Origin of the sequence: Micromonospora sp. NBC_00858 (assembly GCF_045207365.1) — a bacterium.
GTDB lineage: Bacteria > Actinomycetota > Actinomycetes > Mycobacteriales > Micromonosporaceae > Micromonospora.
In genome coordinates, this window is the sequence record NZ_CP108828.1 from 771,142 (window position 1) to 797,108 (window position 25,967).

Annotated in this window: 21 protein-coding genes; 12 read left to right on the top strand and 9 right to left on the bottom strand. The window is 72.3% G+C overall.

Going from position 1 to position 25,967, the window contains the following annotated elements:
* Positions 1 to 161: 161 nt before the first annotated feature.
* A complete protein-coding gene (locus tag OG990_RS03630) occupies positions 162 to 1,475 on the bottom strand; it encodes a serine hydrolase domain-containing protein (RefSeq protein WP_406078972.1) in 1,314 nt (437 codons plus the stop codon).
* A gap of 131 nt (positions 1,476 to 1,606) precedes the next feature.
* Between OG990_RS03630 and OG990_RS03635 the strand changes: the two genes are divergently transcribed.
* The 4 genes from OG990_RS03635 to OG990_RS03650 all read left to right on the top strand — a co-directional run bounded on the left by OG990_RS03635 (position 1,607) and on the right by OG990_RS03650 (position 6,591).
* A complete protein-coding gene (locus OG990_RS03635) occupies positions 1,607 to 2,080 on the top strand; it encodes an NfeD family protein (RefSeq protein WP_328418680.1) in 474 nt (157 codons plus the stop codon).
* Positions 2,081 to 2,085: 5 nt separating this feature from the next.
* Complete coding sequence (locus OG990_RS03640; RefSeq protein ID WP_328418679.1) at positions 2,086 to 3,192, top strand: SPFH domain-containing protein; 1,107 nt, start codon at positions 2,086 to 2,088, stop codon at positions 3,190 to 3,192.
* Between the two features lie 151 nt (positions 3,193 to 3,343).
* Positions 3,344 to 4,111 (top strand): hypothetical protein, encoded by a 768-nt coding sequence (locus tag OG990_RS03645; protein ID WP_328418678.1) that lies wholly within the window; start codon positions 3,344 to 3,346, stop codon positions 4,109 to 4,111.
* Positions 4,112 to 4,392: 281 nt separating this feature from the next.
* Positions 4,393 to 6,591 carry a transglycosylase domain-containing protein gene (locus OG990_RS03650; protein WP_406078973.1) on the top strand — a complete coding sequence of 733 codons (2,199 nt, stop codon included), beginning with the start codon at positions 4,393 to 4,395 and terminating at the stop codon, positions 6,589 to 6,591.
* 47 nt (positions 6,592 to 6,638) lie between these two features.
* On the opposite strand, the gene OG990_RS03655 is transcribed toward OG990_RS03650, so the two are convergent.
* Entirely contained in the window at positions 6,639 to 8,486 is a 1,848-nt protein-coding gene (locus tag OG990_RS03655) for a thiamine pyrophosphate-requiring protein (protein WP_406078974.1), read from the bottom strand.
* 130 nt (positions 8,487 to 8,616) lie between these two features.
* On the opposite strand from OG990_RS03655, the gene OG990_RS03660 reads away from it, so the two are divergent.
* On the top strand, positions 8,617 to 9,426 hold the full coding sequence (locus OG990_RS03660) for a TrmH family RNA methyltransferase (protein ID WP_406078975.1): 810 nt from the start codon (positions 8,617 to 8,619) through the stop codon (positions 9,424 to 9,426).
* A gap of 63 nt (positions 9,427 to 9,489) precedes the next feature.
* Positions 9,490 to 10,668 carry an epoxide hydrolase family protein gene (locus OG990_RS03665; RefSeq protein WP_406081640.1) on the top strand — a complete coding sequence of 393 codons (1,179 nt, stop codon included), beginning with the start codon at positions 9,490 to 9,492 and terminating at the stop codon, positions 10,666 to 10,668.
* Positions 10,669 to 10,734: 66 nt separating this feature from the next.
* Here the strand turns inward: OG990_RS03665 and OG990_RS03670 are convergent, their stop codons facing one another.
* Positions 10,735 to 12,018, bottom strand: a complete 1,284-nt coding sequence (locus OG990_RS03670) for a serine hydrolase domain-containing protein (protein WP_406078976.1) — start codon at positions 12,016 to 12,018, stop codon at positions 10,735 to 10,737.
* A gap of 104 nt (positions 12,019 to 12,122) precedes the next feature.
* On the opposite strand from OG990_RS03670, the gene OG990_RS03675 reads away from it, so the two are divergent.
* Positions 12,123 to 13,907 carry a PucR family transcriptional regulator gene (locus OG990_RS03675; RefSeq protein WP_406078977.1) on the top strand — a complete coding sequence of 595 codons (1,785 nt, stop codon included), beginning with the start codon at positions 12,123 to 12,125 and terminating at the stop codon, positions 13,905 to 13,907.
* Between the two features lie 25 nt (positions 13,908 to 13,932).
* On the opposite strand, the gene OG990_RS03680 is transcribed toward OG990_RS03675, so the two are convergent.
* On the bottom strand, positions 13,933 to 15,282 hold the full coding sequence (locus OG990_RS03680; RefSeq protein WP_328418673.1) for a hypothetical protein: 1,350 nt from the start codon (positions 15,280 to 15,282) through the stop codon (positions 13,933 to 13,935).
* 91 nt (positions 15,283 to 15,373) lie between these two features.
* On the opposite strand from OG990_RS03680, the gene murD reads away from it, so the two are divergent.
* Complete coding sequence (gene murD / locus OG990_RS03685) at positions 15,374 to 16,720, top strand: UDP-N-acetylmuramoyl-L-alanine--D-glutamate ligase (protein ID WP_406078978.1); 1,347 nt, start codon at positions 15,374 to 15,376, stop codon at positions 16,718 to 16,720.
* A gap of 1 nt (position 16,721) precedes the next feature.
* Here murD and OG990_RS03690 read toward each other — a convergent pair whose 3' ends face one another.
* The 3 genes from OG990_RS03690 to OG990_RS03700 all read right to left on the bottom strand — a co-directional run bounded on the left by OG990_RS03690 (position 16,722) and on the right by OG990_RS03700 (position 18,823).
* On the bottom strand, positions 16,722 to 17,231 hold the full coding sequence (locus tag OG990_RS03690) for a DUF6114 domain-containing protein (RefSeq protein ID WP_406078979.1): 510 nt from the start codon (positions 17,229 to 17,231) through the stop codon (positions 16,722 to 16,724).
* Between the two features lies 1 nt (position 17,232).
* Positions 17,233 to 17,862: a DUF6230 family protein gene (locus tag OG990_RS03695; protein ID WP_328418670.1), complete on the bottom strand. Its 630-nt coding sequence runs from the start codon at positions 17,860 to 17,862 to the stop codon at positions 17,233 to 17,235.
* Positions 17,863 to 18,052: 190 nt separating this feature from the next.
* Complete coding sequence (locus tag OG990_RS03700) at positions 18,053 to 18,823, bottom strand: TetR/AcrR family transcriptional regulator (protein WP_406078980.1); 771 nt, start codon at positions 18,821 to 18,823, stop codon at positions 18,053 to 18,055.
* Positions 18,824 to 19,221: 398 nt separating this feature from the next.
* Between OG990_RS03700 and OG990_RS03705 the strand changes: the two genes are divergently transcribed.
* Positions 19,222 to 19,905 (top strand): Tat pathway signal sequence domain protein, encoded by a 684-nt coding sequence (locus OG990_RS03705; RefSeq protein WP_386983747.1) that lies wholly within the window; start codon positions 19,222 to 19,224, stop codon positions 19,903 to 19,905.
* Between the two features lie 60 nt (positions 19,906 to 19,965).
* Here OG990_RS03705 and OG990_RS03710 read toward each other — a convergent pair whose 3' ends face one another.
* A complete protein-coding gene (locus OG990_RS03710; RefSeq protein WP_406078981.1) occupies positions 19,966 to 20,961 on the bottom strand; it encodes a hypothetical protein in 996 nt (331 codons plus the stop codon).
* Between the two features lie 214 nt (positions 20,962 to 21,175).
* Between OG990_RS03710 and OG990_RS03715 the strand changes: the two genes are divergently transcribed.
* The 3 genes from OG990_RS03715 to OG990_RS03725 all read left to right on the top strand — a co-directional run bounded on the left by OG990_RS03715 (position 21,176) and on the right by OG990_RS03725 (position 24,407).
* Complete coding sequence (locus tag OG990_RS03715; RefSeq protein WP_406078982.1) at positions 21,176 to 21,496, top strand: hypothetical protein; 321 nt, start codon at positions 21,176 to 21,178, stop codon at positions 21,494 to 21,496.
* 128 nt (positions 21,497 to 21,624) lie between these two features.
* Positions 21,625 to 22,923, top strand: coding sequence for an aspartate aminotransferase family protein (locus tag OG990_RS03720; protein ID WP_355612544.1), 1,299 nt, complete (start codon positions 21,625 to 21,627; stop codon positions 22,921 to 22,923).
* On the top strand, positions 22,920 to 24,407 hold the full coding sequence (locus OG990_RS03725; protein WP_406078983.1) for a CoA-acylating methylmalonate-semialdehyde dehydrogenase: 1,488 nt from the start codon (positions 22,920 to 22,922) through the stop codon (positions 24,405 to 24,407). The genes OG990_RS03720 and OG990_RS03725 overlap by 4 nt, the downstream gene beginning before the upstream one ends.
* Here OG990_RS03725 and OG990_RS03730 read toward each other — a convergent pair.
* Complete coding sequence (locus OG990_RS03730; protein ID WP_406078984.1) at positions 24,379 to 25,803, bottom strand: acyltransferase; 1,425 nt, start codon at positions 25,801 to 25,803, stop codon at positions 24,379 to 24,381. The two genes, OG990_RS03725 and OG990_RS03730, sit on opposite strands and share 29 nt — an antisense overlap.
* Positions 25,804 to 25,967 lie beyond the last annotated feature (164 nt).

Sequence of the window (25,967 nt, forward strand, 5' to 3'; positions counted from 1 at the left end):
ACACCCTGACCAGCGCCGCGACCCCACGACTCGTCCTGTCAACACCACCCCACCAGCCCAAACAGGATGAGACAAGCTCCAGGATGTAGTGGCCTCGTCGACCTCGGAGGCCACTACATCCATGATTCTGTGCGGATCTTGCCCAGGAGGTCAGCGAGCGGTCAGGGTTCCTGGTCGGGGTGGCGGGTGTGGACGAAGGTGGCGATGTCCAGGGCGACCGCACGGCCCTGCTCGTCGCGGCGCACCGTGAGGATCTCGCCGTCCTGTCCACCGGCGCGGCCCCGCCACCGGTCCGGTCCCTCGGCGACGAAGCGCAGATCCGGTACGCCGACCGGGCCGGCGTGCAGGTCGCCGGTGACGTCCGCGAACACCTCGATCTCGCTGCCCATCCACCACCAGCGGCCGGTCAGCTCGCTCAGCTCGGCGGGCGGCGCGGCGGCGGCCGGCAGCCAGGGGGTGATTGGCGCGGGCTCGGCGTCCAGCACCAGCGTGAGCAGCCGCCGGCCGAGCGCGCCGAGGTGCCCGGTACGCAGGCCGTACGAGTTGGCGAAGCCGACCACGGCGGTGCGGGTGGGCCGGTGCACGGCCAGCGAGGCGATGTAGCCGGGCATCGAGCCGCCGTGCCCGACGTACACCCGGTCGCCTTCCCGGAAGAGCTCCAGCCCGAGGCCGTGCCCGTGGTTCCAGGACTCCAGGTCGCTGATCACCACGGGGGAGCACATCTCGGTCAGCGTCTCGGCGGCGAGCACCGAGGGGTCGGGGTCGGCCAGGAAGGCTGCCCAGCGACCCAGGTCCTCGATGGTCGACCAGAGTTGCCCGGCCGGGGCCATCGCCCCGGTGTCGGTGCGGGGCTCCTCGCGCAGCGTGTCGTGCCAGGGGTGGACGACGTAGCCGCGGGCGAACGGCTCGGTGGCCGCGTACGTGGTGCGGCCCATCCCCAGCGGGGTGAGGATCCGCTCGCCGAGCAGGTCGGCCCAGGGTGTCCCGGTGAGCCGTTCGAGGACGCCGCCGAGCAGCCCGTACGCGAGGTTGGAGTAGTGGTAGGTGGCGTGCGGCGGGTACGCGATCTTGTCTGCGGTCAGCCCGGCGAGCAGGGTGCGCAGGTCGGCGCCCTCGGTCCGCTCCCACCACTCACCCTCGGGTTCGCGCTGGATGCCGCTGGCGTGCCCGAGTAGCTGGCGCAGGGTGAGCGTGCCGACGCCGGTGCCCGGCAGGTGCCGTTCCAACGGGTCGTCCACGGCCAGCCGGCCGGCGTCGCGCACCTGCATGATCAGCGTGGCGGTCATCGTCTTGCTGATCGAGCCCAGCCGGTACTGCAGGTCGATGTCCGGGCGGGGATGCTCTCCGGCGGCGGCCAGATGCACCAGCGCGCCGTCGCGGACCACGCCCAGCACCAGCGACGGGGCGCGCCCGTCGACCTGTGCCTGGGCGACCATGGCGTCGACCTGTCGGGCGGTCTCGGGCAGCAGGGTCAACGGGATCTCCTCGCTCGTCGGCTCGGGCCGGTTTATCGAGACGGGGCGTTTCGGCCGGCCAGGTGGGTTTCGCCGAGCTTACTGATCATCACGGGTCGTCCGCGCGTGCAATTGCGTGTCACGATCAGGGGGTGGACGCCGTGGTGTGGATCGTGTTGGGTGTGTTGCTGGTGGTCGCCGAGATCTTCACGACGACGCTGTTTCTGATCATGTTCGGGGCTGGCGCGTTCGCCGCCGCAGGTGCGGCCGCCCTGGGCGCGCCGGTGGCGATACAGGCGCTGGTGTTCGCGGTGGTGTCGGCGTTGAGCCTGGTGGTGGTCCGACCGGTCATCCGGCGGCATCAGAGGACCGCGCTGGACAGCGGCGAGCAGCCGTTCGGCCTGGAGGCGATCGAAGGCTCCACGGCGTTGGTGCTGGAACGGGTGGACGCCGAGCACGGCCTCGTCAAGATTGACGGAGAGCTGTGGAGCGCCCGGTCGTACGACACGACGCAGGTCTACGACGTCGGTCAACGGGTTCGGGTGATAAAGGTCCGGGGCGCGACCGCCCTGGTCTGGCAGGACGATGTTTCTTCCGCCGGCGAGCTGCCGGAATCGAGAGGGTGAACGGGATGACGGTCATAGGGGTGCTGGTGATCGCGGTGGCGCTGATCGCCGTGGTGACGCTGGCCAAGGCGGTGCGGATCGTGCCGCAGCAACGCCAGGACGTGGTGGAACGGCTCGGCAAGTACAAGCGCACCCTCAGCCCCGGCCTCAACCTGCTGGTGCCGTTCATCGACGCGGTCCGTACCAAGGTAGACATGCGGGAGCAGGTGGTCAGCTTCCCGCCGCAGCCGGTGATCACCTCGGACAACCTGGTGGTCTCGATCGACACGGTCCTCTACTTCAAGGTGGTCGACTCGGTCCGGGCGACCTACGAGATCTCCAGCTTCCTCCAGGCCATCGAGCAGCTCACCGTCACCACGCTGCGAAACGTGATCGGCTCGCTGGACCTGGAGCGGGCGCTGACCAGCCGGGACGAGATCAACCGGCACCTCTCCGGCGTGCTGGACGAGACCACCGGCCGCTGGGGCATCAAGGTGACCCGGGTGGAGATCAAGGCGATCGAGCCGCCAGCCAGCATCCGTGACTCGATGGAGAAGCAGATGCGCGCCGAGCGGGACCGCCGCGCGGCGATCCTGACCGCCGAGGGGCACAAGCAGTCGCAGATCCTCACCGCCGAGGGCGAGAAGCAGTCCGCGGTGCTGCGCGCCGACGGTGACCGGCAGGCTCGGATCCTGCAGGCCGAGGGCCAGGCGAAGGCGATCCGGACGGTGTTCGACGCGATCCACCAGGCGAACCCGAGCCAGAAGGTGCTCGCCTACCAGTACCTGCAGGCCCTGCCGCAGATCGCCCAGGGCAGCGCCAACAAGGTCTGGATCATCCCGGCCGAGCTGACCAAGGCACTTGAGGGGATGGGTGGCGCGCTGGGCGGTTTGAGCCAGATGGTGGGGGACCTTCCCGCACCGGAGGCAGCCGACCACGCGAGCCAGGTCGAGCGCGAGGCCGCGGAGGCGGCGCAGGCCGCGGCGGCCGCCGCCCAGCAGATCCACGACGAGGTACGCGTCGCCGAGGCGCAGGCCACCGGCACCAAGGGGCCGCAGGGGCTGCCCGCGCCGGAGCCGGTCTCCCCGACCAGCCTGGTCAATGACCCGACCGATCAGCGCGAGCGCGGCTGATCCAGTAGAGCGGCCGCCCGGCCGGGTAAATGCGAGAAAGACTCATGGGGCGCTCCGACGCCTGCCACGATCGGTCCTAGGACGGGTGGTGACCAGGCAATCGGGGCGCCCCGGCGCGTCCCGCACCGCTCGCGGACGAGCGAGGTGACGCATGAAGGATCCGGCGAATCGGATGTGGTCCTCCGCCCCGGTGCCCGGCGCGCACGACCCGGCCGGCCCACTGGGTTCCCGGAGCAGCGGCGGAGGGTTCGGCGTACTGCCGTTCGTGGGCGAGCCGACCCCGGCCGGGCCGGCAACGAACGCCAGTTGGGCCTGGTCGATACGCCGGTTCGCGCGGGCGGCGGTGTGGCTGCTGCCCGCGTACGCCATCCTCTACGGCGTGGTGGCGATGGCCAGCGACGGCGGGGTGGGCAACGACCCGTACCCGGCCGACGGTCGGGCGGCGTACCTGATCGGTTGGGTGGCCGCGGTCTGGCTTGGCCTGCTCGCGCTGCTGGCCCTCACCGGGCTGCTCGCCGCGACCCGCAGTCGTCGGGTGGCCGCCGCCGGCCTGCTGGTCAGCATCGCCGGCACCGTGCTGATGCTGCCCTTCGCCGGGCTCGCCGAGCAGACACCGGTCTTCGGCACCACGGCGCGTTCGCTGGTCCTGGTCGGCGCCACCTTCTACAGCGTGGGCTGGTTCCTCACCGGTTGGGCGGTCGCCCGATCGGGCACGTTCAGCCTCGGCGACGGGGTCATGCTGATCATCGCCGCGCCGCTGCTCGGCCTGGGCGGCGCCCTGATCGGGTCGCTGCAGACGTTCGGCGCGATCTTCGTGCTGATCGCCGGCATCGGCATCGGCTACCGCTCCGGGCGCCTGGTGCCCCGCGACATCGCCCGCGACGCCGCCAGCGCCAGCCTCTCCACCCCAACCCCCTAACCCACCCCACCTCGCCCATCCCGCTCCACCCACCCCGCCCACCCCACCCGCCCACTCGCCCGGCTTCGGTGATCATGAGGTTGACGAGGGTTTCCTTGATCGAACTCCCCGTCAACCTCATGATCACCAGGGGTGGGCGGGGGTGGGCGGGGGTGGGTCGGGGGTCGGAGGAGGGGTGCGGGCGGTTTGGGTGGGAGTTGGCTGGTGGGGGGCGGTGAAGTTGCTGACAATCGGGCTGCGAGGGTGGTCGGTTGGCGGCATTCGTGGCAATCCTGGGGAGCATGGCCGCCTCCCGCTCGCCGCTGTCGCGGCTGTTCACCGTGCTGCTCGCCGGCTTGCTGGCCGGGCTCGCCCTGGCAGTCGCCGCGCTGCCGGGCAACCTGCTGCTCGGGTTCGCCGCCCGCTCCGCGATCGGGACGTACGCCGCGTTGCCTGACGCGCTGCGCACCCCGGCCACCCCGCAGCGCTCCTACCTCTACGCCAACGACGGCAAGACGCTGATCACGACGTTCTACGACGTGAACCGCACCGACGTCCCGCTGGCGGACATCGCCCCGGTGATGCGGCAGGCGATTGTGGCGGCCGAGGACCGGCGGTTCTACTCGCACGGCGGCGCGGACCTGCGCGGGCTGGCCCGCGCGCTGGTGTCGAACGTCAAGGGCGGCGGCACCGAGCAGGGCGGCTCGACGCTGACCATGCAGTACGTCCGTAACGTGCTCAAGACCGACCCCACCCGCACCGCCGAGGAACGCGCCGCCGCCACCGACCCCACGATTCCGCGCAAGATCCAGGAGATCCGGTACGCGGGCGCGTTGGAGCAGAGCCTCGGCAAGGACGAGATCCTCAACCGGTACCTGAACATCGCCTACTTCGGCTCCAATGCGTACGGGATCGCGGCGGCCAGCCAGCGCTACTTCGGCAAGCCTCCGGCGCAGCTGACCCTCGCCGAGTCGGCCCTGCTCGCTGGCCTGGTGCAGTCCCCGGACGCGTACAGCCCCATCGACGGGAACAAGGACGACGCGCTGGCCCGCCGGTCGTACGTCCTGGACTCGATGGCCGAGACCGGCGCCATCACCGCCGGGCAGGCCGCGCAGGCCAAGGCGGAGCCGCTGACCCTGCACCCCACCGCGCAGCCCAACGGCTGCACCGCCGTGGCCCAGGGCCACGACGACTGGGGCTACTTCTGCGACTACCTGCGCCGGTGGTGGGTCGCCCAGCCGGCGTTCGGGGCCACCGTGCCGGAGCGCGAGCAGGCCCTGCGGTCGGGCGGCTACACCGTCGTGACCTCGCTGGACCCGCAGATCCAGGCCACCGCGCAGCAGCAGGCCACCAAGGTCTACGGGTACGACAACAAGCGCGCCCTGCCGATCGCGGCCGTGCAGCCGGGCACCGGGCAGGTGCTGGCGATGGCGGTCAACCGGCACTACAGCCTGGCCGACAACCCGGGCGGGCAGGCCAACTACCCGAACACCGTCAACCCGCTGATCTCCGGCGGGGCCAGCGTCGACGGGTACCAGGCCGGCTCGACGTTCAAGCTGTTCACCATGCTCGCCGCGCTGGAGTCGGGCCGTACCCTCTCCACCGGCTTCGACGCACCCGCCAAGCTGCCCACCCGGTACGCCGCCGAGGGCCCGGGCAGCTGTGACGGCACCTGGTGCCCGGCCAACGCCAACCCGGACTGGATGGACGGGTACCGGATGATGTGGGACGGCTTCGGCCGTTCGGTGAACACCTACTTCGTCTGGCTGGCCGAGCAGGTCGGCCAGGACAAGGTGGTGGAGATGGCGCAGCGGCTCGGCATCACCTTCCGCGCCGACGCGGACGCCGCCTTCGCCAAGGACGACGCCGCCAACTGGGGTTCGTTCACCCTGGGCGTGGCCGCCACCACCCCGCTGGACCTGGCCAACGCGTACGCCACGGTGGCCGCCGAGGGCACCTACTGCACGCCCGTGCCGGTGGTCTCGGTGACCGCCGCGAACGGGGACAAGGTGCCGGTCGGGCAGCCGGCCTGCAAGCGGGTGCTCGACGCCGACGTGGCCCGCGCCGCGACCGACGCCGCCCGCTGCCCGGTCGGCCAGCAGTCGCCGTACGGGCAGTGCAACGGCGGCACCGCCACCGGCGTGAACGACATCCTCGACGGCCGCCCGGTGGCCGGCAAGACCGGCAGCTCGGAGGAGAATTCCACCGAGACGTTCGTCGGCTTCACCCCGCAGGTCGCGGTCGCCGGCATCGCCGCCAACCCGGACGACCCGACCGACTCGGTGGGCTCCGCGGTGCAGGCCAAGGTGATCGACGCGGTCGCCCGGGTCATCGCCACCGCCGTGAAGGGCCAGCCGGAGAAGGCGTTCGTCGCACCCAGCCGCGAGCTGGCCGGCGAACCTCGCCGCCCGGTCGAGCGCGCTCCCGTTCCGGACCGTCGACCAACCCGGGAGGACGACCCTCGCTCACTCCTGCAACGCTGGCTGGACCGCCGCGGCTGACCGCCCTGCCTGGCCCCCGCCCCGGCTCCTGAGGAGCGGGGGGACCGTCAGCCCTGCCGACGACGGGGGCGGTAGCTGGCCAGGGTGGCGGGTAGGCCGCGGCGGATGATTCCGGCCCAGTCGGTGTCGCCGCGCAGCACTGCCGCCGCGGTCTTGCGCGCCTGCTCGGCGGTGAAGTGTGGTGGCAGCATCAGCTCCGCCGGGTCGACCAGCGCGTTGATCACCACCGGCCGGTCGGCGGTGAGCGCCCGGTCCCAGATCGCCGGCACCTGCCCCGGGGAGTCGACCAGCTCGCCGTGCAGCCCGAGCACCTGCGCCCACTGGTGGTAGCCGATGTCCGGCAGTTGCTGGCTGTCCGGGAACATCGGCGTCCCCTCGCTGGAGCGTTGCTCCCAGCTGACGAACGCCAGATCCCGGTTGTTGAGCACCAGCACCACGAACCGTGGGTCGGCCCAGCTGCGCCAGTACTTGGCCACGGTGATCAGCTCGTTGACGCCGTTCATCTGCATCGCACCGTCGCCGATCAGCGCCACCAGCGGGCGGTCCGGGTGGGCGAACTTGGCGCTCAGCGCGTACGGCATGGCGCCGCCCATGGACAGCAGGGTCCCGGAGAGGCTGGCCAGCATCCCGGGGCGGACCTGCACGTGCCGGGCGTACCAGGCGGTCGTGGTGCCGCAGTCCACGGCGATCATCGCGTCGTCGGGCAGCCGCTCGCTGAGGGTGCTGAACAGCAACTGCGGGTTGACCGGGTCGGCGGTCTGCTCTGCCAGGTCGCGCTGCACCCGGCGCCACGACGAGGTGGCCTCGGCGATCTCCGCCCGCCAGGCGGTCGGCCCCGGGCCGGGGCCCAGCTCGTGCAGCAACGCCCGCAGCGTGGGGCCGGCGTCGCCGGTCAGGTTCACCTCGGTCGGGTATCGCAGCCCGAGCTGGGTGCCGTCCACGTCGATCTGCACCGCGCGGGCCTGCCCCTGCGGCGGGTAGAACTCCGAGTACGGCATGTTGCTGCCGACGATCAGCAGCCGGTCGCAGCCGGTCATCAGCTGCCAGCTCGGCCGGGTGCCGAGCAGCCCGATCGAGCCGGTGACCCACGGCTCCCGGTGGTCGACGGCGGTGAAGCCGAGCAGCGCGGTGGCCACCCCCGCGCCGAGCCGCTGGGCGATCTCGCGGACCTCGTCCGGTGCCCCGAGCGCGCCCTGCCCCACCAGCATCGCCACCCGCTGCCCGCTGCGCAGCACCTCGGCTGCCCGGCGCAGGTCCGCCTCCGGCGGCACGGTCGGCGGGCTGCTCGGCACGTTGCTGGTGTGGTAGTAGCCGTGCGCGTACGGCGGGTCCGGGATGGCCGGCTCGTCCTGCAGGTCTGAGGGGAGCACCAGGGCGGTGACGGTACGCCGGGCCAGCGCCGTGCGGCACGCCCGGTCGACCAGATGGCGGACCTGCGCCGGGTGGTCGAGCTGGGCCAGGAACGCGGCGGCCACGTCCTTGTAGAGGGCCAGCAGGTCGACCTCCTGGTAGTAGCCGCCGCCCTCGGCGGTGACCGCGGTGTGCCCGACCAGAGCGACAACCGGCTGGTGGTCGAGCTTGGCGTCGTACAGGCCGTTGAGCAGATGGATGGCGCCCGGCCCGCTGGTCACCAGCGCGCAGCCCAGCGGCCCGCCGCCGTACTTGACGTGCGCCGAGGCGGCGAAGCCGGCGGTCTCCTCGTGTCGCACCTGGATGAACTGGGCCCGCTCGTTGGTGCGTTGCAGTGCGGAGGTGAGGCCGTTGATGCCGTCGCCCGGGTAGCCGAAGTACCGGTGCACGCCCCAGCTGAACAGGCGGGCGACGATGTGGTCCGCGACGGTGGCGTGCTTGGGCAGGGCACCCGCTTCGCCCGGCGCGGCGTGGTCTGGGCTCACCTGGCTGGTCCTTCCGGTTGAGTCCTTTACTCCGCCCGCCATTCCCCTTCCTTTCCGGACAAAACGCCCCGGGTGGGGTGGGCTCGACCGGCCCCGGAGTGCCGGGCGGGCCGTCCGGCAGAATCGTCGGGTGCCCGTCCACCAGATCACCGATCCCGACGACGACCGGATCGCCGACTACCGCGCGCTCACCGACGTCGAGCTGCGCACCCGCTGGGAGCCGCCGCACGGCCTGTTCATCGCCGAGGGGGAGCTGGTGCTGCGCCGCGCGCTGCGCGCCGGCTACCCGGCCCGGTCGTACCTGGTCGACGCCAAGCGGGCCGACCAGCTCGCCGACCTGGACACCGGCGACGCGCCGGTCTACGCGGCGACGCAGGACGTGCTGCAACGGGCCACCGGATTCCACGTACACCGGGGGGTGCTGGCGTCGTTCCACCGCCGTCCGCTGCCGACGGCGGCCGAGGTGCTCGCCACCGCGCGCCGGGTGGTGATCCTGGAGGACGTCAACAACCACACCAACCTCGGCGCGGTTTTCAGGGGCGCCGCCGCGCTCGGCATCGACGCGGTGCTGCTCTCGCCCACCTGCGCCGACCCGCTCTACCGACGCAGCGTACGGGTCAGCATGGGCGAGGTCTTCGCGGTGCCGTACGCCAAGCTCGAGCGCTGGCCGGTGGCCCTGGACCAGGTGCGGGAAGCGGGCTTCACCGTGCTCGCCATGACGCCGGCTCCGGACGCCGTACCGATCCAGCGGCTCACTGCGGCGCAGCGTGCACGGGCGGCGCTGCTCCTCGGGGCCGAAGGCCCTGGCCTCACCGCGGCGGCCCAGTCAGCCAGCGAGGTACGGGTGGTCATCCCGATGCGGCGCGGAGTGGACTCGTTGAACGTTGCCGCCGCAGCCGCGGTCGCCTTCTGGGAGTTGGGTCGCGACGATCCCCTGTGAGGTGGGCGCTCGACGGGACAGAACATAGTATCCGCAGTCGTGACAACTTCGCCCGATTCGAGCATCCATCCTTTCCGGGTTGACATTCCGCAACGCGATCTCGACGACCTGTACGAGCGGCTCGATCGCACCAGGTGGCCCGACCAGTTGCCCGGGGTGGGCTGGGAGTACGGCGTCCCGCGGGACTACCTGATGGACCTGGTGCGGTACTGGCGGCACGAATACGACTGGCGTGCCGCGGAGGCCAGGCTCAACGAGTGGCCGCAGTTCACTACCACGATCGATGGGGCGGACATTCACTTCGCGCACATCCGGTCTCCGGAGCCGGGCGCGACTCCGCTGCTCATCACGCACGGCTGGCCGGGCTCAATCGTGGAGTTCACCGAGGTCGCCGGGCCGCTGACGGATCCGCGGGCCCACGGCGGCGACCCGTCCGACGCCTTCCACCTGGTCATGCCGAGCATCCCGGGGTTCGGGTTCTCCGGGCCGACGCGGGAGACCGGATGGGAGTTTCGGCGGGTGGCCGCCGCATTCGCCGAGATGATGCGGCGTCTCGGCTATCAGCGGTACGGCGTGCAGGGCGGTGACTGGGGGTCGGTCATCTCCCGCGAACTCGGCCGTACCCAGACCGGCCACGTCATCGGCGTACACCTGAACCTGCTGCCGAACTCGTCCGTGACGGAGGAACCGGACGCCGACCTGCTCGTCACGTTGAGCCCGGCGGAACGGGAGCGAACGCTGGCCTCGTGGCGGCGCACCCAACAGTGGGACCGCGACAGCGCGGGCTATGCGGTTATCCAGTCCACGCGGCCGCAGACGCTTGCCTACGGCCTGACCGACTCCCCGGTCGGCCAGTTGGCCTGGATCGCGGAGAAGTTCAAGGAGTGGACGGACTCGTCGGCCCGCCCGGAGGACGCCGTCGACCGCGATCACCTGCTCACCAACGTCATGCTCTACTGGCTCACCGGAACGGCCGGCTCGTCCGCCCGCATCTACTACGAGCGGGCACATGCGGACTACTGGGGGTCGCCGCCGGAGCCGTCCACCGCACCGACAGCCTTGGCCGCCTTCCCACGGGACAACTTCATTCCGTTGCGGCACATCGCCGATCGAACGAACAACATCGTGCGATGGACGGAGTTCGACCGAGGCGGGCATTTCGCTGCGATGGAGACACCCGATCTGCTGGTCGCTGACATCCGAACGTTCTTCCGACAGCTCCGCGCGGAGACGTCTGACTGATCCGGCCGGGTCAGCAACCCCGCTGCCGGGGCAGTGGTGAGGGCGCGCCCGCCCTCACCACCGGCGTCATGCGAAGTACTTCGACCAGAAGTTGTGGGTCGGCCAACTGGTCACCGCGCGGGAGGCGGCCCAGAGCGCGGGGTCGATGTCGCCGTAGGTCAGCCCGGACTCGTCGTCGCGCCGGTTGAACACCGCCGCCCAGCTCAGCCCGTGGTAGGTGCGTACCACGATGCTGTACGTGCCCGGCAGGCTACCGGTGTGCCAGGTGTTACGCCCGGTGCCGCCGGTCGTCGCCGGACGCACCTGCCAACCGAGGCCGTAGTACCAACCGTTGGCGCTCACCCCGGTCGGGTTCGGCACCGCCCACGCCCGGCCCAGCGAGGTGCTGTTCAGGATCGGGCTGCCGGTGTCGAAGGCCGACGCCCAGCGCACCAGGTCCACGGCGGAGGCGATCCACCCGCCGTTGGCGTCGTGCATTCGCATGCTGAACGTGCCGTACGGGGAGTCCACGATGGTGCCCGAGTTGTCCAGCACGGTGGTGCCGGTGTACTGCGACTCGTACCCGACCTCACCGCTGTGCCGGGCGATCGACCAGCCGTTCGCCATCCGGGTGATGCCCAGCGGCGCGAGCAGCTCCTGCCGGACGTACGTCTCGTAGGGCTGGCCGGTCACCGCCTCGACCACCCGGCCGGCCAGCAGATAGCCGTAGTTGCTGTACGACACGTACGAGCCGGGGTCGTGGCTGAGTGGCTGGCCGGACATGAACCGGACCACGTCGGCGTGGGTCAGCTCCAGCGGCGCGCCGAGCGACCGGGCGATGACCAGGTCCTTGAACAGGGGGTCGAAGTTGGTCAGGTTCCGGTCCCAGCCGCCGGTGTGCTGGAGGATCCGCCACAGGCTGACGTTGGCCAGCCGCGGGTCCACCGCCTGGCCGGCCGGCGGGGTCAGGTCGACGTACCTGCCGACCGGGTCGCCGAGGCTGAGCCTGCCGTCCTGGGCGAGCCGGAGCAGGGCCGCCGCGGTCAGTGACTTCGACAGGCTGGCCACCCGGAACAGCGAGGTCGGCTGGATCACTTGCGGGGAGTCGTTGCCGTAGCCGCGGGCCAGCACCAGCCGACCCTTGTAGGTCACGGCGAGCTGCCCAGCGGAGACGTGCCGGGCCTGCATGAAGGTCTGCATGGCGCTGTCGAAGGCCGACAGCGCGGCCACCGCCGTGCCGCTGGCCACCCAGGTGGCCTGCGGTGCCGCCTGGCCGGGCGACCCGCCCAACGCCCCGGCGGCGAGGGTCCCCGCGCCCGCCGCGCCCACCAGCTTGCCGAAGGCGCGCCTGCTGATCGTCGTCCTGTTCATGCCTCCCCCTCCCAAAGATCACAATCAGCGGCACGCTACTCGATGTGATCTTCGAACGATGCCCCCACAGCGGGATGTCGAGTTCCGGCGTCACGGACGGTAGCGTGGCGGCCGTGTTCCCTACCGTCCGTGAGGTCCTCGCCCTGGACCCGGTCCGCCACGGCGCGCCGCGCCTGGTCGCCGGGGACGCCGGGCTGGACCGGCCGGTCCGCTGGGTGCACGTCGCCGAGGTGCCCGACATCGCCACCCTGCTCGGCGGTGGCGAGCTGGTGCTCACCACCGGCATCGGGCTGCCCGGCGACGACGCGGGGCTGCGCGCGTTCATCGGGGATCTGGCCGACGTCGGTGTCTCCGGGCTCGTCGTCGAGCTGGGCCGCCGGTACGTCAGCGGGGTGCCCCGGGTGATGGCCGCCGCCGCCGAGCGGCGCGGCCTGCCGCTGGTGGAGCTGCGCCGGGCCACCCCGTTCGTGCGGATCACCGAGGCGGTGCACGCGTTGATCGTCGACGCGCAGCTCACCGAACTGCGCGCCACCGAGGAGATCCACCAGCGGTTCACCGACCTCTCGGTCGAGGGCGCCGACGCCACCGAGGTGATCCGGCAGGCCGCCGAGCTGTCCGGTTGCCCGGTGGTGCTGGAGAACCTGTCCCGGCAGGTGCTGGGGTACGACCCGGCGGGGGAGAGCGCCGAACTGCTCCTGGACGGCTGGGAGCAGCACTCCCGGCGGATCCGGCCGGCCGGGCGGACCGCGTACGACCCGGACAGCGGCTGGCTGGTGACGGTCGTCGGAGCCCGGGGGCAGGACTGGGGGCGGCTGCTGCTGCGCTGGCCCGGCGGCGGGGAGTTGCCCACCCGCCGGGGCACCGACCCGGCGCGGCCCGACCCGAGCCCCGGGCCGCCGACCCGGCTCACCATCCTGATCGAGCGGGCCGCGTCCACCCTCGCGCTGGGCCGGCTGATCCGCCGCGACGCCGAAGGGCTGGAACGGCAGATCCACCGCACCCTGCTCACCGCACTGCTCGACCACTCCCGATCGGTGGACGAGGTGGCGCTGCGGGCCAAGGCGCTCGGCGTGGTGCTCGACCGCCGGCATCTGGTCGGCGTGATGGTCCGGCACCGGGCCGACGACCCGGCCGGCGAGGGCGGTCCCGAGGCCGGCCCGGCCCGGCTGCGGGACCTGTCCGAGGCGGTCGGCCAGGCGCTGCGGGAGGCGAAGTTGACCGCACTGACCAGCGCGGTCGACGACCACTCGGTCGGCGCGTTGCTGGCCCTGCCCGACCCGGCCGCCGAGGACCGCGCGCTGTCCGCGTTCGCCGCCGCGCTGCGCCGGGTACGCCTCGACGCAGGCGCGTCCCGGGTGGCGTCCGGCGCCAACGCGTCCCCGGTGGCGTCCGGTGCCGACGCGTCCCGGGTGGTGGCCGACGGAGTAGGTCGGTCGGTGGGCGGGGTGATCGTGGCTGCGGGTTCCGGGGTGGGCAGCCTGCGGGAGGCCCGACGATCGCTGATCGAGGCGCGGCAGATCGCCGAGGCGGCCCGCCGCGACCGGCGTGACCTGCCGATCTTCCGCCTACCGCACGTGGGTCTGGCCGGCCTGTTGCACCTGCTGCGCGACGAGCCCCGGTTGCAGACCTTCGTGGAGCGCGAACTCGGGGCGCTGCTGGAGTACGACGCCCGGCACCCCCGGGAGCGGCTGCTCGACACCCTGCGCGCGTACCTGGAGCAGGGGCGCAACAAGTCTGCCGGCGCCGCCGCCGCCCACCTGTCCCGGCCGGCCTTCTACGAGCGCCTGGCCCGTATCGCCCGCATCCTCGACGTCGACCTCGACTCGGTCGAAGCCTGCCTCTCCCTGCACGTGGCCCTACTGGCCCTGGACGCCGTCCGCACCCCCTGACTCACCCCCACCCAGGGTGAGTGGGTCAGGTGAGGGTGGTCAGGGCTTTGGCGTAGGTCGGGGGGATGTGGTTGGGGCCGCCTGGGGTGAAGACGTCGGAGTTGGCCACGGCGGACCAGGCGGTGGCCGGGACGGCGTCGACCAGGGCGCGGATCACCGGGGCGTCGCGCCACTGGTCCTGCTCGGCGAGCAGGCCCAAAGCCACCACCGACTCCTCTACCTCGCCCACGCACTCGAACGGCTTGTGCCCGTCCACGCCCAGCAGCTCCCGGTAACCGGGGATCTGCGACTCGTCGGCCAGCAGGTCGCCGCCGAAGATGCCCACCACCCGCTCGCGCGGCATGAACGGCGCCATGGCCAGGAAGACGAACCGGCACTTCGGGCAGTCGCGGCACCAGCGTTCGCTCGCGTTGTGCAGCTTGAAGGCGGAGTTGCAGCTGGTCACCACGTCGTCGTACCGGGTGAACTCGGCGAAGAGCCGGGCGATGTGCAGCTCAGACAGCGAGCGCAGCAGCGAGAAGTACGGCTCGGTCAGGCCGGCGTGCTCGGCCAGCGCCGCCCGCAGCAGCCCTTCCGCCTCGACACCCTTGGACCACTGGTGGTTGATCTCGTGGCCGTTCCAGACCAGGTTCGGGTCGGACGCCGAGCGCTCGTTGGACATCACCACCGGGCCGAGCCCGTGCAGCACGGCGGTTGCCACCGCGATCAGCGAGTTGATCGCGGTGACCGGAATGTGCCCGTTCAGCGCGCCGGCCGCGTTCAGGTCGAACAGCACCGGGTCGATCCGGCGCCGGGCGGCCAGCGGGGTCAGCCCGGACGCCTCGTTGACCGAGACGATCACGTGGTTCGGGTTGACCGAGAACGGCACCGGGTCCAGCTCGGCCCGGCGCAGCGCCTCCAGGCTGACGATGGAGTCCTTGCCGCCACCGACCGCGGAGAGCGGGCGACGGTCGGAGTCGTCGTACACCCGGGCCGGTGGCACCTCACCGGCCGGCACCTCCGGGCGCAGCTCCAGCACGTGCGGCAGCTGGTTGCGGTACGCGTACTCCGCCAGGCCCTGGGTGTAGATGGCCGTGACGTAGTCGACGGCGGCCGCGCCCAGCGGCGCCGGCAGCACCAGACGGGGCGGCGCGGCGGCCTTGTAGTAGCTGACCCCGGCGACCAGGTGCAGCACCTCCAGCACCCGGCCGAGGGTGGCCACCGTCTCGTCCGAGGGCGGCTCGGCAGGCAGCGGAAGGGTGATGACCTCGGTGAACCGCTGCTCGCCGGCTGGGCCGGTCAAGGCGTAGTCGAACAACACCTCGCCGGTGGCGAAGTCGATCGAGTAGGACGGGAAGGTGAAGGCGTCCATCCGCCGGAGCTGCTCGTTGGGCACACGCCATACTAGGCCCTGGTTCGTCCGGCCGTGTCCGGCTGCGCCGGACCGCGCCCGCCCCACCGCCGCCGCGACCCTTGAGGAGAGCCCCGTGCGCCTGTCTGACCTGCGCGGACGTACCGTCGCCGTCTGGGGGACCGGCCGGGAGGGCCGGGCCGCGGTGACCGCGATCGCCGCGCACGGCCCGGCCGAGCTGGTCGCCGTCGACGACAGCGCCAACTTCCTCTCGCTGCCCTGGGACGGCCCGCTGGCCGAGGCAGCCCCACTGGTCACCGGCGAGGCGGGCTTCGAGCGACTGGCCGCCGCCGACGTGGTGGTCCGCTCGCCGGGCGTGCCGCAGACCCACCCGTGGCTGGTCGAGCTGCGCGGGCGCGGCGTCACCGTCACCCAGGGCACCGCGCTGTGGATGGCCGACCACGCCGCGCGCACCGTCGGGGTCACCGGCAGCAAGGGCAAGAGCACCACCTCCAGCCTGATCTGCCACCTGCTCACCGCGATGGGCCGGCCGAACGTCTTCGGCGGCAACATCGGCGTGCCCACCCTGGACCTGCCCGAGGCGGAGCTGTACGTGCTGGAGCTGTCCAGCTACCAGTGCAGCGACCTCACCGACTCGCCCCGGGTGGCCGTGGTCACCGCGCTCTTCCCCGAGCACCTGGACGCGCACGGCGGGGAGCGGGAGTACTACCGGGACAAGCTCAACCTGCTCGCCCACGGCCCGGAGACGATCGTGGTGAACGGCGCGGACCCCCGGCTCGCCGCTGAGCTCGGTGATCGGCCGGCGGTCCGCGCCGGTCGCACCGACACCACCCACGTCGCCACCGGCGCGGACGGCACGCCCTGGTTCCACCTCGCTGACCAGCCGCTCTTCCCGCGCGCCGTGCTGCCCCTGGTGGGCCGGCACAACGAGGGCAACCTCTGCGTCGCGCTCGCCGTGCTCGACGCGCTCGGCGTGGACGTGGTGGCCGACCGGAACAGCCTCGCCGTCGCGGTCGCCGAGTTCCAGGGGCTGGCCCACCGGCTCACCGAGATCACCGACCCGTCCGGGCTGACCTTCGTCGACGACACCCTGGCCACCAGCCCGTACGCGGCCATGCACGCGATCGACGCGTACGACGGGCGGCCGTTGACCGTGATCGTCGGGGGCAGCGACCGAGGGCTCGACTACACGCCGCTCCGGGAGCACCTGGCCGAGCGTGAGATCACCGTCATCGGCATCCCGGACAGCGGCCCCCGGATCGTCGAGGCGCTCGCCGGGCTGCCGGCGGTACGCACCGAGCTCGCCGAGGACCTGGTCGCCGCGGTGGGGCTGGCCCGCAAGCTCACCCCCGCGGGCGGGGTGGTGCTGCTCTCGCCGGCCGCCCCGAGCTACGGGCGGTTCCGCAACTTCGAGCACCGCTCGGAGGTGTTCGCGCAGGCGGTCGCGGACACCGCCCGCTGACTCAGCTCCGGTCCGCCGGGGTCGGGTCCGCCGTCTCGGTCAGGGGCAGCACTGCCGTGTCGTCGTCGTCCGCAGGCTCTCGCGGTGCGGGTGCCACGGGCTCTGCCGGGGCACCGGCCGACCGGCGTTGCTTGTCCGGAGTCCAGGCGAATGCGAGTGCCCCGCCGACCAGGGCCAGCAGCATTCCGATCAGGAAGCCGCCCAGGTTCGAGGTCAACCAGGAGACCAGCCCGAGCACCAGCGAGACCAGAGCGTAGAAGACCCGCTGCTGCGGGGCGGTGATCAGCAGCACCCCGCAGATCACCAGGACGGTCGGCACCAGGTACGCGGCGAGCCCCTGCGGCCCGATGTGCAGCAGCACCCCGAGCGGCGCCCGCAGGGTCACCAGCATCTCCGCGCCCCCGAGGGCGATCAGCACTCCGGCGGTGAGCGGACGGCCCCGCCGCCAGCGGCGCCAGCGCCCGCCGGTCCGGCGGGCGGCCGGCGCCGTTTGGTGTCGTCCGGCGGTCACGTCAGCACCCGTCGGAGGTGAACGCCATGCGCAGGTTGGGCAGATTGAAGACGGCGGCCGTGGTGGCGTAGTTGTTCTGCCGCAGGTTGTCGATGGTCACCGTGTCCGCCTGCTGGGAGAAGACACCGGGGTTACCTTTCACGCCGGGCACCTTGTCCAGGGTGCTGGCGTCCTGCCCGACGTCGATGTTCCGGAACGAGGCGTTGCCGGCGATCTCGTCGCCGTCGACGACCAGGGTCCGGGCGGTGACCGGCGTGCCAGCGCCGCCGGCGGTGATCTTCAGGTAGACGCCGCCCAGGTTGATGCTCTGGCAGAGGTTGGTCAGCTCGGCCCGGTCGATCGCCGAGACGATCACCAGCACCTGCCCGCCGGTGTCGCCCTGGTTGGGGCTGTCCGGGATCATCTGGTCGAGGGTGGCGAACTGCTCGAACCCGGTGCCGGTGAGCTTGTCGGCGGTGACGGTGAACGGCATGCCCGAGATGGCGAACTGCGCGCCCAGTACGCCCTGGGCGGTGAGCACGACCATGCCGGCCGCACCCGCCACGACGGTGCCGAACGTGACGGCGAACCGGCGCCAGCGCACACCGCTCCGTGGTGGACCGGGCTCGATCGGTGCGGTCTGCTCCGACATGGCGGCTCCCCTTTGAGATCAATTCACTGGCGACAATGGGAATTGCGACCCGGGATGAAGGCGCATCGAGGCGCAGAGCCGAAGTTACCGCCGAGTAAAGGGCGGGTCAACAGCGTGTGGCAGACAGTTGGGCGGCATTTGTAAAATGCGGCCAAAGTGAAAAACCGCTGCGGTTTCCGACCCCGAATGATCAGGAGTGGACGGTCGCCTCGCTGGGCGACACGCATGGCGCGGTCGTGCTCGGGCCGTCGTCCGGGCGTATCGGCCGCGTCGCCCGGGCCGCGCCGTCGGTGCCAAGGAACGGCGCGGTGGCCGCGTAGGTGAGCACCGGCAGCAGTTGTGGCAACTCCGCCGCACGACCCTGCGCCACCCGGCCACGGATGGTGGCGTAGATCCCGCCGACCACCGTGGACACCAGCGCGTCCCGGTCCACGCCGGCGACCGCCGGCCCCGGGCCCGCGTCGGCGAAGAACCGGCGGAAACTGCTGAGCAGGACGTCCCGCTCCCGGCGGGCGTCCGGGCCGGCCGCGTCCACCTCGACGAGCGCCATCCGGGCGAACGCGGGCACGCTCGCCAACACCTCCAGCAGGGTGCGCAGCGCGGCGCGGGCGGCATCCGGCCAGGCCGGGCCGGCCTCGCGGTAGGCGCCCTCCATCAGCTGTGACACCACGGCGATGCCGTGCCGGTACGCGGCGAGGAAGGCGTCCTCCTTGCCGGTGAAGAGGGCATAGAAGGCCGGCCGGGTCACCCCGGCGGCGTGGCAGATGTCGCTGACCCGGGCGTTGTCGTAGCCCTTCGTCGCCACCTCGTGCACGAGCCCGTCGAAGAGGCGGTCACGCTGGGTCGCGGCCACCACCTCGGCGGAGACGCGGCGCGGGCCGCGCTTGATCGCGCGGTCCGGGTCACGGCCGGGACGTGCGCCCGGCAGGGGCGCCGGCTGCGGGTGGCCCTGCGTGGTCAACTTATCGACCTCCGTTGATGCGTTGACTTTGCGACCCTCCGGGGTTTATAACTTTCTGCACGCTCAGTTGGCACGCAGTCACCGTTGGTGATCTCCCCGGATGGTCACCCTGGCTCGTCGAAGGAGGGCTCGATGGTTGCCATTATCGCCGACCACGAGCGCTCTCCCAAGGTCGGAGAGGCGCAGGTGACGCGGCTCAGCCGCAGTGCGCCACGCCGGCCCGCCCGCTGACGCAGCGGCACCTCCATCACCGCCAGCCGGCCCCGACGGCCGCCCGGCACGCCCTCCACCACCGCCGTCCACTGCGGATGGCCACAATCGCCGCCCGGGTCTCCCCGCCCGGCGGTGACCGCCTGTGCGGTCCGCTCAATCCCGTCCCACCACCGGAAGGAAGAACCATGCCCAGGTACGGAAGAATCGGCGGGGGTCTCGCTGCCCTCGCACTGCTGGCCGGTGTCGTAGCCGCCGCGCCGGCCTCCGCCGACCCGTCGTCCTCGCTCGCCGGGAACGTGCTGACCTACCCCACGCCCGGCGGCACCGCCGTCGCCGTCAACGACGTCATCCAGGCCAGCCTCAAGACCGGCACCAACGCCACCTTCTACAACTCCGCCAGCGGCACCACCGGCCTGAAGTGCGCCGTGTCCAGCTTCAGCGCCAAGGTGCTGACCAACCCGATCGCCCCGGGCACCGCCACCGAGAGCCTCACAGCCCAGACCTTCACCAGCTGCACCACCAACGTGTTCGGCACCACCGGGGTGAGCAGCGTGACCGTCAACAACCTGCCGTACACCACCTCGGTCACCAGCGCCGGCGTGGTCACGATCTCCGGTACGGCGGCGGCGCCCATCCAGAGCACCGTCGTGCTGAACACGCTGCTCGGCCAGATCACCTGCGTCTACCGGACCAGCACCAACAGCCTCACCGGCGCGGCGTCCAACGCCACCAACTCGATCACCTTCACCAACCAGCCGCTGAACAAGTTCTCCGGCCCGTCCCTCTGCTTCGGCACCGCGTACTTCTCCGCGACGTACTCGCCGGTGCGGGACACCACCAAGGGGAACAGCCCCGTCTACGTGAACTGACCACGGCCCACGGGCCGGTGCGCGGCGATCCGCCGTGCGCCGGCCCTCGACGGGCGCCGGTCAGCCGGCGGTCAGCACCGTGTGCAGGGCGCGCATCGACCGGATCGCCGAGCGGATCTCCTGCAGGTAGCGGCCCGGGCTGAGGGTCGGCTCCGGCAGCCGGGCAAGGTCCGCCAGGGTGGGGTCGACCCCGACGGTGTCGATCCCGCAGCGGTACGGCACGGCCAGGGTGCGCAGCGCGTCGCAGTGCTGGAACGGCACGTAGATCGGCGCGGTCACCAGCAGCACCGCGTCGCCGGGGGCCAGCCGGACGTGTCCGGCCCAGAACCGTTGGGTGTCCGCGGTGTGCGCACGCCGACGCTGCGGCTCGCTTGACGGCGCGGCCAGCACCCGCACCGGCGGCAGAGCGGCTGGCAGGTACGTGCGCGACGACCACGAGTGGTGCACGTGGCCCGCGTCGACGCCGTCCTCCTGCGCCGGGGCGGTCACCCCGAACGCCAGCCGGACCGCCGCGTCCAGGGCGTCCACCTCGGTCTCGCAGCCGGGCACGCCCGCCGCGGCCAACGTCCGGTGCTCCAGGTCGGAGAGCGGCCGGAAGCTGCCCAGCACCGCCACCTCGCCGGTCACCCGCAGCCCACGTCGCAGCAGGTGCGCGGCGTACGCGACGCGACGCAGGCAGGCGTGCGCCAGACCGCCCAGCACGACCAGGTGGGCGTACGCCGACCTGACCGGTGCCACGGGCCGGACGAGCCCGAGCGCGGCGGCGGCGGCGCGTACCAGCTCGACGGTGCCGGCGTCGAGGTCCGGCTCCCGGGCGTCGGGCCGCTCCCGGCCGCCCCGAAAGTCCCAGTGCCGGGCGGAGAACTCGTCGAGGAACCCGAGGGTGTCGGCGAGGTCGCCAGCCGGCCAGGTGCCACCGAAGCGGGCGACAAGCCGGCGCAGCGGGTCGGCGCCGATCCACCCGTCGATCCCCGCGATCATCGCCGTGGTCGGTGCGCCCACGGTCCCGGCGGGCAGCGCCACGTCCGGCCCGACGAGTACCGATCCGGAGGTCATCGGCGTAATTCCGATCGGTCCATCCGCCGTCCGTACCGGTGGCGGAGCAGGGATCTCGGGCACCGCCGAATCGTACCGAGCGGTGGTCCCGGCGCGGGCCGGCGTGGCCCGGTCCGGTTGGCGGGGCGGCTTACCCTGGCGGCAGCCAGCGCCCGGGAGGTACGTCGATGGCCGATCTGCTTCGCCGACCCGGCGCTGACCGGGTCGGTCCGGCATGCTGGTGATCCTGCTCGGCGCGACGCCCACCGGGCTGCTGGGCGAACTGCTGCGCGCGATGGTGGTGACCTTCCCCTACTCCGGGGTGCTGGTGGCGATCGAGACTCGCCGCGACCTGGTGGCGTTCACCGGGCACTTCGCCCGCAACAGCCTGGCGCTGGTCGGCTTCCTGACGGCGTACCACCGGTGGCAGGACGATTCGCCGGTCGCCGCGCTGGCGGCCGGCTGGGTGGCCTTCGCGCTGGTGGCCGTGGCGCTGCACGCGGCGGCTCCCGGCGGTGTGGCCCGGCGCCGCTCGGCGCTGCCCACCGCCGGCTGACCACTGCCGTCGCCCGGCTGACGCACTGTCAGGAGCGAACGCGCCCTGCGCTACACAGTGGCAGTTGTCCACACCGGCCGCCGGTGGGAGCGTGCGGTATCCACGAATGCCGCTGAAGGGTTGCCACGATGACCGACGACCTGCTGGCCCGGCACCGGGCCGTGCTCCCGTCCTGGATGCCGTTGTACTACGCCGAGCCGATCGAGCTGGTCGCCGGCTCGGGTCGCCGGGTCACCGACGCCCAGGGCCGCAGCTACCTGGACTTCTTCGGCGGCGTGCTGACCAACATGATCGGCTACGACATTCCGGAGATCCGCGAGGCGGTCGAGCGTCAGCTCGCCACCGGCATCGTGCACAGCTCGACGCTCTACCTGATCCGACAGCAGGTGGAGCTGGCCGAGAAGATCGCGCAGCGCTCCGGCATCCCGGACGCCCGGGTGTTCTTCACCAACTCCGGCACCGAGGCGAACGAGGCGGCGCTGCTGGTCGCCACCAACCACCGCCGCTCGCACCAGATCCTGGCCGTGCGCAACAGCTACCACGGCCGGTCCTACGCGGCGATGGGCGTCACCGGCAACCGCAACTGGTCGGCCAGCGGGCTCAACCCGCTCCAGGTGGCCTGGCTGCACTCCGGCGACCGGGTACGCGGTCTGCTGGCCCGGCTGAGCGCCGAGGAGCAGGTCGACGCGGCGGTGGAGGACCTGCGTGAGGTGCTGGCGACGCAGACCGCCGGTGACGTGGCCGCGCTGATCGCCGAGCCGATCCAGGGGGTCGGTGGTTTCGTGCACCCGCCGGACGGCCTCTTCGCGGGCTGGAAGAAGGTCCTCGACGAGCACGGCATCCTGTTCATCGCCGACGAGGTGCAGACCGGTTGGGGGCGTACCGGGGAGCACTTCTGGGGCTACCAGGCACACGGGGTCACCCCCGACCTGCTCACCTTCGCCAAGGGCATCGGCAACGGGTTCGCGCTGGCCGGGGTGGTCGGCCGGGCCGAGGTGCTGGAGTCGGTGCCGGCGATCAGCTTCTCCACCTTCGGTGGCAACCCGATCTCCACGGCGGCCGGCAACGCCGTGCTCGACTACCTGCTTGAGCACGATCTCCAGGCGAACGCGGCCCGCGTCGGCGCGATCCTCGCCGACGGCCTGCGCGCCGAGGTGGGCAGCCTCGACTGCGTCGCGGAGGTACGCGGCAAGGGGCTGATGCTCGGCGTCGAGTTCGTCCGGCCGGGCTCCAGCGAGCCCGACCCGGCGCTGACCAACCGGGTGTTCGAGGCGTGCCGGGCCGGCGGCCTGCTCACCGGCAAGGGCGGCCTGTACGGCAACGTGCTGCGGATGGGTCCACCGTTGACGCTGACCGAGGAGGAGGCCCGCGAGGGCCTGGCGATCCTCGTCGACGCGATCCGCTCCTCGGCGGGGGTGGCGGCATGAGTATCGGACACTTCATCGACGGTAAGCGGGTCGGCGGCACCTCCGAGCGGCGCGGCGACGTGTTCGACCCGGCGACGGGTCGGCGTACCGCCGAGGTGGAGCTGGCCTCGACCGCGGACGTCGACGTCGCGGTGCAGGCCGCTGCCCGCGCCGCCCGGGCGTGGCGGGACGCGTCGTTGGCGAAGCGGTCGGCGGTGTTGTTCGCCTTCCGGGAGTTGGTGCACGCCCGCCGGGACCGGCTCGCTGAGGTGATCACCGCCGAGCACGGCAAGGTGCTGGCCGACGCCGCCGGCGAGGTGCAGCGCGGCCTGGAGGTGATCGAGTACGCCTGCGGCCTGCCCTCGGCGCTGCGGGGGGCGTTCAGCGAGAACGTCTCCACCGAGGTCGACTCGTACACCATCCGGCAGCCGGTCGGGGTGGTCGCGGTGATCTCCCCGTTCAACTTCCCGGTGATGGTGCCGCTGTGGTTCGTGCCGGTCGCGGTGGCCTGCGGAAACGCGGTGGTGCTCAAGCCGAGCGAGAAGGACCCGAGCGCGGCGCTGCTGTTGGCCGAGTGGTTCGCCGAGGCGGGCCTGCCCGACGGGGTGCTCAACGTCGTCAACGGGGACAAGGAGGCGGTGGACGCGCTGCTGGACCACCCGGAGGTGCGGGGCGTGTCGTTCGTCGGCTCCACCCCGATCGCCCGGTACGTCTACCAGCGCGGCACCGCCGCCGGCAAGCGGGTGCAGGCGCTCGGTGGGGCGAAGAACCACATGGTGGTGCTCCCCGACGCCGACCTGGACCTGGCGGCCGACGCGGCGGTCAACGCCGGGTTCGGTTCGGCGGGGGAGCGGTGCATGGCCATCTCGGTACTGGTGGCGGTGGAGCCGGTCGCGGACGCGCTGGTCGGGCGGATCGCCGCGCGGATGGCCGGTCTGCGCACCGGTGACGGCCGGCGGGGCTGCGACATGGGTCCGTTGGTCACCGCCGCCCACGCGGCGAAGGTACGGTCCTACGTCGACGCCGGGGTGGCCGCCGGAGCGGTGCCGGTGGTCGATGGCCGGGACGTGACGCCGGACGGCGACCCGGATGGCTTCTGGCTGGGCCCGACGCTGTTCGACCGGGTGACCCCGCAGATGTCGATCTACACCGAAGAGATCTTCGGGCCGGTGCTCGGCGTGGTCCGGGTCGGCTCGTACGACGAGGCGGTGGAGCTGGTCAACGCCAGCCCGTACGGCAACGGTACGGCGATCTTCACCAACGACGGCGGTGCGGCCCGGCGCTACCAGCACGAGGTGGAGGTTGGCATGGTCGGGATCAACGTGCCGATCCCGGTGCCGATGGCGTACCACTCGTTCGGCGGCTGGAAGTCCTCGCTCTTTGGGGACCTGCACGCGCACGGCGAGGACGGGGTGCGGTTCTTCACCCGCGGCAAGGTGGTCACCAGCCGGTGGCTGGACCCGCGCCACGGCGGGGTCAACCTCGGGTTCCCCACCCAGACCTGAGCAGCCGCAGCACGCCCGCCCCGGCCAGGTACGCCAGCAGCGCCGGGGCGGGCATGCCGAGCGGCTCCGGGGCGCCTTTCGGGGTCACGCTGTTGATCAGCAGCGCGGCCACCACGGCGGTGTAGCCGGCCACGGTCAGCACCGTGCGGGTCGTGGTGCCCCGGCCGGCCCGGCGCCCGGTGCGGTGCCGACCGCTACGGGCCTCCACCGGCCCGAAGATCGCGACCAGGACCGCCAGGACCGCCGTGAGCAGCAGCAGCCAGGGCACCCGCCACGCCCACCAGGCGGTCGAGCCGACCGCCGGGGTGGGCAGTGTCCCGGTCGCGTCGAGCAGCCCGATCAGCAGGATCGCGGCGGTCAGGTGCCAGAGGAAGACGGTCAGCACCACCAGGTTGACCCCGATCACCAGCTGCCACGGGCGCCGGCGGCGCAGCAGGCGCTCCGCCGGGCCGCGCAGCAGCAGGATCAGGCCGAGCTGGGCGGCGGCGACGGCCAGCAGCGCGAGGCTGGGCGGCCCGGCGTTGTGCAGCCGCTCGCCGGGCACGTTCAGCATGGCCACCGGCCAGGGGCCGGGCACGGTGAGCAGCAGCAGCGCGGCCAGGCCGCTGGCCAGGAACGCCAGGCCGGCCCGGCGGGAGGTGGGCAGCCGACGCCGGCGTACCTGTGGATGCCCGGCAGCCGACGGCCCGGCGGCGTCGGCCACCGCACGTGGCGGGGTGGTTTCACCGACGGCAGCCGAGGCGGCGCGGGTGTCGTGCCAGGCGAAGCCGAGCTGGTGTACGGCCAGCCAGCCGAACAGGTAGCTGCCGTAGCTCAGCTCCACCGGCCCGGTCAGCCGTCCCAGGTCGCCGAGACCGACCAGGGCGACCAGCAGCAGCGGGACGGCGAGACCGAAGCGGCGGTGCAGCGCGTACATCGGTGGGGTGAGCGCGACCACCGCCAGGTAGGCGACCAGGAACCAGAGCGGGATGGTGGCGAACCAGACCACCTCGCGGATCTGGGTCGGGTCGGTGCCGAGTAGCCGGGCCAGCGCAGCCGCGACGGTGAGCACCAGCACCAGCACGCTGGTGGGGCGGACCAGTCGGGCGCTGCGGTCGAGCAGCCAGCCGGCGGCGTCGCCGCCCCGGGCGCGCAGCCGGGTCAGCGAGGCCGCGTTGGCGTAGCCGCCGACCAGGAAGAAGACCGGCATCACCTGGGCTATCCAGGTCAGCGGGTACGCCCACCGCAGGTCGCCGAGCGCGGAGTGCCCGGTGGGCAGGCCGGCGTCGTCCCGCTCGATCACCGTGACGCCCCAGTGTCCGACAACGACCATGGTGATGGCGAGCGCGCGAAGCAGATCGATGTACCGCTCCCGGTCGGCCGGGGTGCGCTCGGCGAGCTGGCGCAGGCGGCCCATCGCCTCAGGCTATGCGCCCCGGCACCGGCCGGTGGTGTAACGGTTCGCTGTCAGGACTTGAAGTCGGGCCCCGGCTGTCGTAGAAATTCTTCAGTAACATCGTGTGAACTGAAGAGAATCAACGTGCCTCGCGAGACGGACGCCTTCCCCCACTCACCCGGCGA

Excerpts from the sequence above, each read along its gene's own strand:
- OG990_RS03645 (WP_328418678.1), top strand. The coding sequence starts at position 3,344 with ATGAAGGATCCGGCGAATCGGATGTGGTCCTCCGCCCCGGTGCCCGGC.
- OG990_RS03725 (WP_406078983.1), top strand. The coding sequence starts at position 22,920 with ATGAGTATCGGACACTTCATCGACGGTAAGCGGGTCGGCGGCACCTCC.
- OG990_RS03650 (WP_406078973.1), top strand. The coding sequence starts at position 4,393 with ATGGCCGCCTCCCGCTCGCCGCTGTCGCGGCTGTTCACCGTGCTGCTC.
- OG990_RS03640 (WP_328418679.1), top strand. The coding sequence starts at position 2,086 with ATGACGGTCATAGGGGTGCTGGTGATCGCGGTGGCGCTGATCGCCGTG.
- OG990_RS03710 (WP_406078981.1), bottom strand. The coding sequence starts at position 20,961 with ATGACCTCCGGATCGGTACTCGTCGGGCCGGACGTGGCGCTGCCCGCC.
- OG990_RS03695 (WP_328418670.1), bottom strand. The coding sequence starts at position 17,862 with ATGTCGGAGCAGACCGCACCGATCGAGCCCGGTCCACCACGGAGCGGT.
- OG990_RS03670 (WP_406078976.1), bottom strand. The coding sequence starts at position 12,018 with ATGAACAGGACGACGATCAGCAGGCGCGCCTTCGGCAAGCTGGTGGGC.
- OG990_RS03720 (WP_355612544.1), top strand. The coding sequence starts at position 21,625 with ATGACCGACGACCTGCTGGCCCGGCACCGGGCCGTGCTCCCGTCCTGG.
- OG990_RS03705 (WP_386983747.1), top strand. The coding sequence starts at position 19,222 with ATGCCCAGGTACGGAAGAATCGGCGGGGGTCTCGCTGCCCTCGCACTG.
- OG990_RS03715 (WP_406078982.1), top strand. The coding sequence starts at position 21,176 with ATGCTGGTGATCCTGCTCGGCGCGACGCCCACCGGGCTGCTGGGCGAA.
- OG990_RS03730 (WP_406078984.1), bottom strand. The coding sequence starts at position 25,803 with ATGGGCCGCCTGCGCCAGCTCGCCGAGCGCACCCCGGCCGACCGGGAG.